The sequence below is a fragment of the Pseudomonas laurentiana genome, from assembly GCF_014648275.1.
Lineage (GTDB): Bacteria > Pseudomonadota > Gammaproteobacteria > Pseudomonadales > Pseudomonadaceae > Aquipseudomonas > Aquipseudomonas laurentiana.
In genome coordinates this window covers 55,802-66,210 of the sequence record NZ_BMQU01000022.1, presented here as the reverse complement: position 1 = coordinate 66,210, position 10,409 = coordinate 55,802, and the positions used below count along the sequence as shown (strand labels likewise).

The 10,409-nt window shown below is 60.3% G+C and carries 6 protein-coding genes and 2 tRNA genes; 3 read left to right on the top strand and 5 right to left on the bottom strand.

The window, feature by feature from the left end; translation table 11 throughout:
- Positions 1-129: 129 nt before the first annotated feature.
- Both IE038_RS19920 and IE038_RS19915 read right to left on the bottom strand, forming a co-directional pair.
- Positions 130-206 (bottom strand) — tRNA-Asp (locus IE038_RS19920).
- Between the two features lie 15 nt (positions 207-221).
- A tRNA-Val gene (locus tag IE038_RS19915) sits at positions 222-297 on the bottom strand.
- 159 nt (positions 298-456) lie between these two features.
- Here IE038_RS19915 and rdgC point away from each other — a divergent pair.
- Both rdgC and sugE read left to right on the top strand, forming a co-directional pair.
- A complete protein-coding gene (rdgC, locus tag IE038_RS19910) occupies positions 457-1,377 on the top strand; it encodes a recombination-associated protein RdgC (RefSeq protein WP_102053282.1) in 921 nt (306 codons plus the stop codon).
- A 282-nt stretch (positions 1,378-1,659) separates the two neighbouring features.
- Positions 1,660-1,977, top strand: coding sequence for a quaternary ammonium compound efflux SMR transporter SugE (gene sugE / locus IE038_RS19905; protein ID WP_065760536.1), 318 nt, complete (start codon positions 1,660-1,662; stop codon positions 1,975-1,977).
- 15 nt (positions 1,978-1,992) lie between these two features.
- On the opposite strand, the gene IE038_RS19900 is transcribed toward sugE, so the two are convergent.
- The gene (locus IE038_RS19900) at positions 1,993-3,867 is read right to left on the bottom strand and encodes an MFS transporter (RefSeq protein WP_189396169.1); all 1,875 of its coding nucleotides are present in this window, start codon (positions 3,865-3,867) and stop codon (positions 1,993-1,995) included.
- Positions 3,868-4,004: 137 nt separating this feature from the next.
- Positions 4,005-5,147, bottom strand: a complete 1,143-nt coding sequence (locus tag IE038_RS19895) for a TDT family transporter (RefSeq protein WP_163937899.1) — start codon at positions 5,145-5,147, stop codon at positions 4,005-4,007.
- Between the two features lie 273 nt (positions 5,148-5,420).
- Here IE038_RS19895 and IE038_RS19890 point away from each other — a divergent pair, with 273 nt between their 5' ends.
- Positions 5,421-8,897 (top strand): PAS domain-containing hybrid sensor histidine kinase/response regulator, encoded by a 3,477-nt coding sequence (locus IE038_RS19890; protein ID WP_189396168.1) that lies wholly within the window; start codon positions 5,421-5,423, stop codon positions 8,895-8,897.
- On the opposite strand, the gene IE038_RS19885 is transcribed toward IE038_RS19890, so the two are convergent.
- Positions 8,869-10,257 (bottom strand): DNA recombination protein RmuC, encoded by a 1,389-nt coding sequence (locus IE038_RS19885; protein ID WP_163937957.1) that lies wholly within the window; start codon positions 10,255-10,257, stop codon positions 8,869-8,871. The genes IE038_RS19890 and IE038_RS19885 overlap by 29 nt on opposite strands.
- Between the last annotated feature and the right edge of the window lie 152 nt (positions 10,258-10,409).

The window sequence follows — 10,409 nt, the reverse complement described above, 5'->3', positions numbered from 1 at the left end:
CATTCAGCCACCACAGCCAAACGGGTTGCGCTAACGCGCAACGCGCCATGCCTGGCGCACAACAAAAAAAGCGACCCTAAGGTCGCTTTCTTTGTTGCTTCGAGGAGTTCAAGGGCCTCGAGGCGGATATGGCGCAGCGGACGGGACTCGAACCCGCGACCCCCGGCGTGACAGGCCGGTATTCTAACCGACTGAACTACCGCTGCGCTAACACTGAGAAGTGGTGGGTGATGACGGGATCGAACCGCCGACCCTCTGCTTGTAAGGCAGATGCTCTCCCGGCTGAGCTAATCACCCATCGTCTCGGTGTGGGGCGCATTCTACGGAGCACCTTAGAGTCTGGCAAGCACTTTTTTAAAAATTTTTTTCAAGCCTTCCAACGACTTAGCAGACTTGGCCTGAGGCGGCTGCTCGGAGAATAATGCCCTCCTTATGTGTTAAGGAGAGATGCACCCCATGTGGTTCAAAAACCTGCTGATCTATCGCCTGACCCAGGACATCCCGTTTGACCCCGAGGCGCTGGAAACCGCTCTGGCCAGCAAGCCAGCGCGCCCTTGTGCCAGCCAGGAATTGACCACCTACGGTTTCGTCGCACCATTTGGCAAGGGTGAGGACGCTCCACTGGTGCATGTCAGCCAGGACTTCCTGCTGATCGCCGCACGTAAAGAAGAACGTATCCTGCCTGGCAGTGTCGTGCGCGATGCGGTTAAAGAGAAGATCGACGAGATCGAGGCCGAGCAAATGCGCAAGGTCTACAAAAAGGAACGCGATCAGATCAAGGATGAAATCATCCAGGCGTTCCTGCCTCGTGCCTTTATCCGCCGCTCGGCAACCTTCGCCGCCATCGCCCCCAAGCAAGGCCTGATTCTGGTCAACGCCTCCAGTGCCAAGCGTGCCGAAGACCTGCTCTCCACCCTCCGTGAGGTAATGGGCTCGCTCCCCGTACGACCACTGAGCGTGAAGATCGCCCCAAGCGCGACCATGACCGAGTGGGTGAAAACCCAGCAAGCCGCCCCGGACTTCTATGTTCTGGACGAGTGCGAACTGCGTGACACCCATGAAGACGGCGGTATCGTTCGCTGCAAGCGTCAGGACCTGACCAGCGACGAGATCCAGATGCACCTGGGCACCGGCAAGCAAGTCACCCAATTGTCACTGGCCTGGCAGGACAAGCTGTCCTTCGTGCTCGACGACAAGATGGTGATCAAGCGCCTGAAGTTCGAGGAACTGCTGCAGGATCAGGCCGAAGAAGACGGCGGTGATGAGGCCCTGGGCCAACTCGATGCCAGCTTCACCCTGATGATGCTGACCTTCGGCGAGTTCCTGCCGGCGCTGTTTGAAGCGCTGGGTGGCGAAGAGATTCCGCAGGGAATCTAAGCGTTGCGCCTGCATCGCAGGCAAGCCAGCTCACCTGCACACGACCGTGTGGGAGGCTGGCCTTGCCAGCGATAGAGGCACCGCGAACTCACTGAAACCCCACCGATGCCATCGCAGGCACGGCTAGTCAAAACGCATGGCGTCCCCGGCCCTTCACGGTACAGGCCGACGTATTGCCCTGCCACTCGATGTTGTGCACTATATTGCCCACAGTGAGGACGGCCTCACGACGCATCGCGTGACCAATCCGGGGACGGCCCCATCACCTGATGGAGACACTGCATGTCCTGGATCATCCTGTTTTGTGCCGGCCTGTTCGAAGTCGGCTGGGCTGTCGGCCTGAAGTACACCGATGGCTTTACCCGTCCACTGCCAACCCTGCTGACCATTGCTGCCATGCTGGTCAGCCTGGGCCTGCTTGGCCTGGCGATGAAGGAACTGCCGCTCGGCACGGCCTATGCCATCTGGACCGGCGTCGGTGCAGTGGGCACGGTCATCGCCGGGGTTATCCTGTTCGGCGAGTCCATGGCCTTGATGCGCCTGGCCAGCGTCGCCCTGATCGTCACCGGCCTGGTCGGGCTGAAGGTCAGCGCCAGCTGACCTGCCCTACCCCGGTCAGCGCAAGGTTCCACGCAATGCGCTGACCCGCTCGCGCAACAGTGCCGGTTCTGCCGCCTCAACCGGGACGGCGGTCCCGGCCACCAGGGTCACCCGTGACCACAAGCGACGGAAGAAGCCCTTGGCCGGGTCCCGGCTGAAAAAACTCCCCCACAAGCCCTGCAAGGCCATCGGGATCACCGGCACCGGTGTCTGCTCGATAATCAGGCGCACGCCGCCTTTAAACTCATCGATTTCACCGTCCGAGGTCAGTTTGCCTTCCGGAAAGATGCACACCAATTCACCCTGACGCAGGTACTCGGCAATTTTCTGGAAAGCCCGCTCGTAGGTTTGCGGGTCCTCCTTGCGCCCGGCAATCGGGATGGCCCCGGCGGTGCGGAAAATGAAGTTGAGCACCGGCAGACGGTAGATTTTGTAATACATCACGAAACGGATAGGTCGCCGCACCGCACCACCGATCAACAGTGCATCGACAAAAGACACGTGATTGCACACCAGTAGCGCGGCACCGTCATCAGGAATCTGCTCAAGGTCGCGGTGCTCGACACGGTACATGGAATGGCTGAGCAGCCAGATCATGAAACGCATGGTGAATTCCGGAACGATCTTGAAGATGTAGGTATTGACCGCGATGTTCAGCAGCGAGACCACCAGGAACAGTTGCGGAATGGTCAGTTCGACCACACTCAACAGCACAATGGTGACAATGGCCGAGACCACCATGAACAGTGCATTGAGGATGTTGTTCGCAGCGATGACCCGGGCCCGCTCGTTTTCGGCGGTACGCGACTGGATCAACGCGTACAACGGTACGATATAAAAGCCGCCAAACACGCCCAGCCCCAGGATCGACAGCATGATCCACCAGGCCTGGCTCATGCCCAGCAGGGTCAGCCAGTCGTAGGGCTGCGCACCCGCCACGACATCGCCCGAATGCCACCACCACAACAGGCCAAACAGGGTCAGGCCAAACGAGCCAAATGGCACCAGGCCGATCTCGACCTTGCGTCCGCTAAGGCGCTCGCACAACAGCGAACCGACCGCGATACCCACTGAGAAGAGGGTCAATACCAGGGTGACCACGGTCTCGTCGCCATGTAACCAGTCCTTGGCATAGGCAGGAATCTGAGTGAGGTAGATCGCCCCGACAAACCAGAACCAGGAGTTGCCGACAATCGAACGCGACACCGCCGGGGTCTGATTCAAGCCCAGGCGCAGGGTTGCCCAGGACTGGGTGAAGATATTCCAATCCAGTTTCATCTGTGGCGAAGCAGCGGCGGCACGCGGAATCCACTGGCTGGACAGGTAACCCAGTGCAGCCACCGATACCACGGCGGTCGCAACCACAGGGGCATAGTGCCCACTGGACATCATCACACCGGCGCCAATGGTGCCCGCCAGGATGGCGAGAAAGGTGCCCATTTCAACCAGGCCGTTACCGCCCACCAACTCTTCCTCATGCAGCGCCTGCGGCAAGATCGAGTATTTGACGGGGCCGAACAACGCTGAGTGAGTGCCCATGGCAAACAACGCCAACAGCATCAGCGCCAGGTGATTGGTGAGAAAACCAATGGCACCAACCGCCATGATGCCGATCTCGGCCAGCTTGATCACACGAATCAATGCGTCCTTGGCGAACTTCTCACCAAACTGCCCGGCCAGTGCCGAAAATAGAAAGAACGGCAGGATAAACAGCAGCGCACACAGGTTGACCCAGATCGAACGGTCACCCTCGATACTGAGCTTGTAGAGAATGGCGAGAATCAGCGACTGCTTGAAGATGTTGTCATTGAAGGCACCCAGCGACTGGGTAATGAAAAACGGCAGAAAACGCCGCTTGCCGAGCAATGTGAATTGCGAGGGGTGACTCATCGTCCGTGTACCTGCGTGGGGCTTTGTTATTGGAGGCCAGCTGTGCCGTAAAAGCCACAGTTGTAGCACAAACGCCCTTGCTGGAGCCGGTCTTGCCCGCAACCGAACCACCAGCAAGACCAGTACCTATCGATAAGTCAGGCCCGAAGATCCGCAATACAGGGCGACACGAACAGCTCACCACGCCAGGCACCACGCAGTGTGCGGCTGGCCACCAGCAACCAGAGCGCGATCAGCGCCAGCACCAACCCACTGCCGATAACCTGAAAGAAACCCAACTCAAGCCAGGCAGCGAGCTTCAGCGTGGCCAAGGCGTACACCCCCAACGGAAAGGTAAAACCCCACCAGCCAAGGTTGAACGGCATCCCGTGGCGCATGTATCGCAGGGTAATAAGCACTGCCGTCAGCAACCACCACAAGCCACACCCCCACAAGACGATGCCGGCAATCAGACCAATACCCCGGGCGATCTCGCCAAGCCCGCCCAGACCATTGGCGGCAAATACGGCAGGTGCATCGCTGCCCAGCAGCAACATACCCAAGGCGCCAGTGCCAATCGGTCCCAAGGCCAGCCAACTTGAGGCCGCCATGCTGGCGTGAGGCAACTTGTGCAAGGCCATGCGCAACAAGAGGATGGTCAGGATACTGAACGCCACCGGCAGCGAGACCGCCCACAATACATAGCTGACGATCAGCACCTGGAATTGCTGATGCGTATCCGCCAGATGTGGCGCCAACAGGCCGCCACTGGCCGCCGCCACTTCGGCAGCCACCACCGGCAACAACCAGACGGCGGTCATTTGATCGATGCTGTGCTCCTGACGGGTGAACATCAGGTACGGAATGACCACGCCGCAGAGCACGGCCAGCACCACGTCGAACCACCACAGCACCTCGATCCAGGGCACGATGCCCTGCCCCCAGCGCTCAAGACCGAACACCAGGGCACCATTGAGAATCGTTGCCAGGCCCATCGGAATCGTTCCAAAGAACATCGAAACCGTAGCGTGGGCAAAGATCCTGCGCGCCTCATGGAAGTACAACAACCAGCGCGCCGCATACATTGCGCTGAATAGAATGAACAAGCCGATAGTCAGCAGCCACAAAGCCTCGGCCACGCCACTCAGCGCTGGCAGCGCCTGCTTGAGTGCCAAGGCAAGAACGCCGGTCCCCATGGTGACGGCGAACCAGTTGGGCGTGAACTGGCGAATCACTTCGCGGGGATGGGTCAGTTGCTGGAACGGACGCAGCGACGCGGCGCTGCTGGTCGGGCATGGCATGGTGTGTACTCCTGTCCTCGGGTGAGGTAGAGCCCATGGTAGAGGCACCTTAAATATCTATAAAACGGGTAATTTCTCTAACTGTTATCTATTTGACCGATAAGCACTGACAATCCGTGGCGTGTTCAGATCCTGGCGTTGCGGTGATCCCCCTGCGACGCTGCGCCACTGCTACCATGGTCGGCGCTGACTAAGCGCGAACGGCGTGCCAGACTGATAGATCGAGGTATACCGTTAGGCTGGAGGTGTACTCCCCCTTTTTTCGGAGTTGTCATGTCGCTGTCCAGTGGGCTGATCGCCGTGGTCGCCCTGGCCTATATGGCCATCATGTTCGCCATCGCTTTCTACGGCGACCGCCGCAGCAAGCCGCTGCCCCCGCGCCTGCGTGCCTGGGTGTACAGCCTTTCGCTGGCCGTGTACTGCAGTAGCTGGACATTCTTCGGCTCGGTCGGCCAGGCCGCCGAACAACTCTGGGCATTCCTGCCTATCTACCTAGGCCCAGTGCTGCTGATGCTGTTTGCACCCTGGGTGCTGCAGAAGATGGTCTTGATCAGCAAGCAGGAAAACATCACCTCGATTGCCGACTTCATCGCCGCCCGCTACGGCAAGTCGCAGACGCTGGCCGTGGTGGTTGCACTGATCTGTCTGGTGGGTGTACTGCCGTATATCGCCTTGCAGCTCAAAGGCATCGTATTGGGGGTCAACCTGCTGATTGGTGCAGGTGCAGATGCCACTGGTAGCCGGGTACAGGACACCGCCCTGGTGGTCTCGCTGGTGCTGGCGCTGTTCACCATCGTCTTCGGTACTCGCAGCCTGGATGTCACCGAGCACCACCGTGGCATGGTCCTGGCCATTGCCTTCGAGTCGCTGGTCAAACTCCTGGCGTTTCTGGCCGTCGGCGCCTTCGTCACCTTCAATCTCTACGATGGCTTCGACGATCTGTTCAGCCAGGCGCAAATGGCACCTCGCCTGGAAACCTATTGGCAGGAAACCGTCAACTGGCCCTCGATGGTGGTTCAGACCGGTGTGGCGATGATGGCGATCATCTGCCTGCCACGACAGTTCCACGTCACCGTGGTTGAAAACATCGAACCTCAGGACTTGCGCCTGGCGCGCTGGGTATTCCCGGCCTACCTGATTCTTGCGGCACTGTTCGTGGTCCCGATTGCCCTGGCCGGGCAGATGATGCTGCCTAACTCAGTCATCCCCGACTCATTCGTGATCAGCCTGCCGCTGGCCGAAGCGCACCCGGCCTTGGCCTTGCTGGCATTTATCGGTGGCGCCTCGGCGGCTACCGGCATGGTAATCGTCGCCAGCGTGGCGCTGTCGACCATGGTCTCCAACGACATGCTGCTGCCGTGGCTGTTACGGCGTAACAACGCCGAACGCCCCTTTGAAGTGTTCCGCCACTGGATGCTCTCGGTGCGCCGGGTGTCGATTGTTGCGATCCTGCTGCTGGCCTATGTCAGCTACCGCCTGCTCGGGTCCACGGCCAGCCTGGCAACCATCGGCCAGATTGCTTTTGCTGCCATCACCCAACTGACGCCCGCCATGCTGGGTGCGTTGTACTGGAAACAGGCCAACCGCCGCGGTGTGTTTGCGGGCCTTGCAGCTGGTATTTTCATCTGGTTCTACACCTTGGTGCTGCCCATCGCTGCGCATAGCCTAGGCTGGTCACTCAACCTGCTCCCAGGCTTGACGTGGCTGCACAGCAACCCGCTGAACCTGCCGATCAGCCCGCTGACCCAAGGCGTGGTGTTGTCGCTGGCCGGTAACTTCACGCTATTCGCCTGGGTGTCGATCCTCTCCCGCACACGGGTATCGGAGCACTGGCAGGCCGGTCGCTTCATCGGCCAGGAAACCAACGCCCGACCGAGCAACCGCTCGCTGCTGGCAGTACAGATCAACGACCTGCTGAACCTGGCCGCACGTTTTGTCGGCGAAGAGCGTGCGCGCCAGAGCTTCATCCGCTTCGCCTACCGCCAGGGCAAGGGCTTCAACCCTAATCAGAATGCCGACGGTGACTGGATCGAGCATACCGAACGACTGCTCGCAGGCGTGCTCGGAACCTCTTCGACGCGGGCCGTGGTCAAGGCGGCCATCGAAGGTCGCGACATGCAACTCGAAGACGTCGTGCGTATCGCCGACGAGGCCTCCGAGGTGCTGCAATTCAACCGGGCACTCTTGCAGGGCGCCATCGAGAACATCAGCCAGGGCATCAGTGTGGTCGACCAGTCACTGCGCCTGGTGGCCTGGAACCGTCGTTACCTGGAACTGTTCAATTATCCGGACGGCTTGATCAGTGTCGGCCGACCGATTGCCGACATTATCCGCTACAACGCCGAACGCGGTCTGTGCGGCCCCGGCGAAGCCCAGGTCCATGTTGCCCGGCGCCTGCACTGGATGCGCCAAGGCCGCGCCCACACCTCTGAGCGACTGTTCCCCAATGGCCGGGTCATCGAACTGATTGGCAACCCGATGCCGGGTGGCGGGTTTGTCATGAGCTTTACCGACATCACGCCGTTCCGCGAAGCTGAACAAGCCCTCAAGGATGCCAACGAGGGGCTTGAGCAGCGGGTTGCGGCGCGAACCCACGAACTGTCGCAACTGAACCTGGCCCTGACCGAAGCGAAAAGCCACGCCGAAGCCGCCAACCAGTCCAAGACCCGTTTCCTCGCGGCGGTCAGCCACGACCTGATGCAGCCACTGAACGCTGCCCGACTGTTCTCCGCCGCGCTCTCCCATCAAGGCGACGGGCTGTCTACCGAGGCACAGCAACTGGTTCAACACCTGGACAGCTCGCTGCGCTCCGCGGAAGAGTTGATCAGCGACCTGCTGGACATCTCCCGCCTGGAAAACGGCAAGATCACCCCGGACGCCAAGCCGTTTGCCCTGAGCGAACTGTTCGACACCCTGGGCGCCGAGTTCAAGGTACTGGCCCGGGAACAGGGCCTGGACTTCCGCGTGCGCAGTAGCCGTTTGCGTGTGCACAGCGACATGAAACTGCTACGACGTATTCTGCAGAACTTCCTGACCAATGCCTTCCGCTACGGCAAGAGCCCAATCCTGCTTGGCGTACGGCGTAGCCAGGACAACTTGTGGCTGGAGGTCTGGGACCGCGGCCCGGGCATCGCCAACGACAAGCTGCAAGTCATTTTCGAGGAATTCAAACGCCTGGACAGCCACCAGACCCGCGCAGAAAAAGGCCTGGGTCTGGGCTTGGCGATTGCTGACGGCCTGTGCCGGGTACTGGGTCATCCGTTGCAAGTGCACTCGTGGCCCGGCAAGGGCAGCGTGTTTCGAGTCTGCGTGCCATTGGCTACCGCGCCAGTAGCCCCGCCCGCGCCGGTTGCCGAACAAGCCGGACAAGCCCTGGCAGGGATGCAGGTGCTGTGTGTCGACAATGAGGACAGCATCCTCATCGGCATGAACAGCCTGCTCAGCCGCTGGGGTTGCCAGGTCTGGACCGCACGCAACCGGGACGAATGCGAAGCACTGCTGGCCAAAGGGCTACGTCCGCATCTGGCACTGGTGGACTACCACCTGGATGATGGCGAAACCGGTACCGAACTGATGGCCTGGTTACGTACACGCCTCGGCGAACCTGTACCGGGCGTAGTCATCAGCGCCGACGGACGTACCGAAATGGTCGCCCAAGTGCATGCTGCCGGCCTCGACTACCTGGCCAAGCCAGTCAAGCCGGCAGCGTTGCGCGCCTTGCTCAATCGGCATCTGAGCCTGGTCCAGTAAGCACTTCGGCAGCCAGGCCATCGCTATCGCTCAGCGCCCGCTCAAGCAGGTCGGCGGGTAGGCTCTTGCTGGCCCGGGCACCGAGCAGTTTCAGCTGTTCGCTGCGACTGATCAGGTTCCCGCGCCCTTCGCACAACTTGTTGCGCGCCGCCGCATAAGCCTTGTCGACCTGCTGCAAACGACTACCGAGTTCGTCCAGATCCTGGATGAACAGTACAAACTTGTCGTACAGCCAGCCCGCACGCTCGGCGATTTCCCTTGCGTTCTGGCTTTGCCGCTCCTGCTTCCAGAGGCTGTCGATTACCCGCAAGGTAGCCAGCAACGTGGTCGGGCTGACAATCACGATCTGCCGATCAAAGGCTTCCTGGAACAAATTGGGTTCGGCCTGCAGCGCCGCCGAAAACGCCGCTTCAATCGGCACGAACAGCAAGACAAAATCGAGACTGTGCAACCCCTCAAGGCGGTTGTAGTCCTTTCCGGACAAGCCTTTCACGTGGTTGCGCAACGACAGCACATGCTGCTTGAGCGCAGCCTGAGCGATCTCGTTGTCAGCCGCTGCCACATATTGCTGGTAAGCCGTGAGGCTGACCTTGGAGTCGACTACCACCTGTTTGTCGCCCGGCAGCATGATCAGCACGTCGGGCTGGAAGCGTTCGCCGTCAGCACTCTTCAGGCTGACTTGGGTCTGGTACTCGCGCCCCTTTTCCAACCCTGCGTGTTCAAGTACCCGCTCAAGAATCAGTTCCCCCCAATTACCCTGGGTTTTCTGCCCTTTGAGCGCCTGCGTCAGGTTGGTAGCCTCATCACTCAAACGCAGGTTCAGTTGCTGCAGGCGTTCCAGCTCTTTCGCCAGGGAAAAGCGTTCGCGGGCTTCCTGCTGGTAGCTGTCCTCAACGCGCTTCTCAAACGCCTGGATACGCTCCTTGAGCGGATCGAGCAGTTGCCCCAGGTGCTGTTGGCTGGTCTGTGCAAAACGCTGCTCACGCTCATCGAAGATTTTCGTGGCCATCTCGGCAAACTGCGCACGCAGCTCGTCACGCGAGCCCTGCAAGTCTTGCAGGCGCTGCTGATGACTGTCCTGCTGCTCACGCAATTCGGCCGCCAGCGCGGCACTGTGGGCATCCAGCCGGCGTAGCTCAGCCTCCTTGGAAGCCCGCTCAAGCTGCCAGGCATGGGCCGCATCGTTGGCGTTGTCACGCTCGATCTGCAACAGTTCGAGTTCACGCGCCTGCGCGGCCAGGGTCGCCTGCTTGGCCGCATTGGCCTGCCCCAAGTCGCTGACCTCATCACGGCAAGCATCCAACTGCGCGACCAATCCCTCTTGGGCCAATTGAGCATTGGCCAGTCGCTCCTCAAGCAGTGCACTTTCGGCCTGACGAACAGCCAAACGCCGCTGCATCTGCAGAACCAGGCCCAAACATGGCAGCGCAGCCGCCAATACGCCCAACAGAATACTGGTCAGATCCACCGCCATAGCCATCTCCCAAGGAAAAACCGCCCCAGCTTAACAGC

What these genes read in the sequence shown, in the direction of transcription:
- IE038_RS19900 (WP_189396169.1), bottom strand. Translation starts at nt 3,867, where the DNA reads ATGAGTCACCCCTCGCAATTCACATTGCTCGGCAAGCGGCGTTTTCTG.
- IE038_RS19895 (WP_163937899.1), bottom strand. Translation starts at nt 5,147, where the DNA reads ATGCCATGCCCGACCAGCAGCGCCGCGTCGCTGCGTCCGTTCCAGCAA.
- IE038_RS19890 (WP_189396168.1), top strand. Translation starts at nt 5,421, where the DNA reads ATGTCGCTGTCCAGTGGGCTGATCGCCGTGGTCGCCCTGGCCTATATG.
- sugE (WP_065760536.1), top strand. Translation starts at nt 1,660, where the DNA reads ATGTCCTGGATCATCCTGTTTTGTGCCGGCCTGTTCGAAGTCGGCTGG.
- rdgC (WP_102053282.1), top strand. Translation starts at nt 457, where the DNA reads ATGTGGTTCAAAAACCTGCTGATCTATCGCCTGACCCAGGACATCCCG.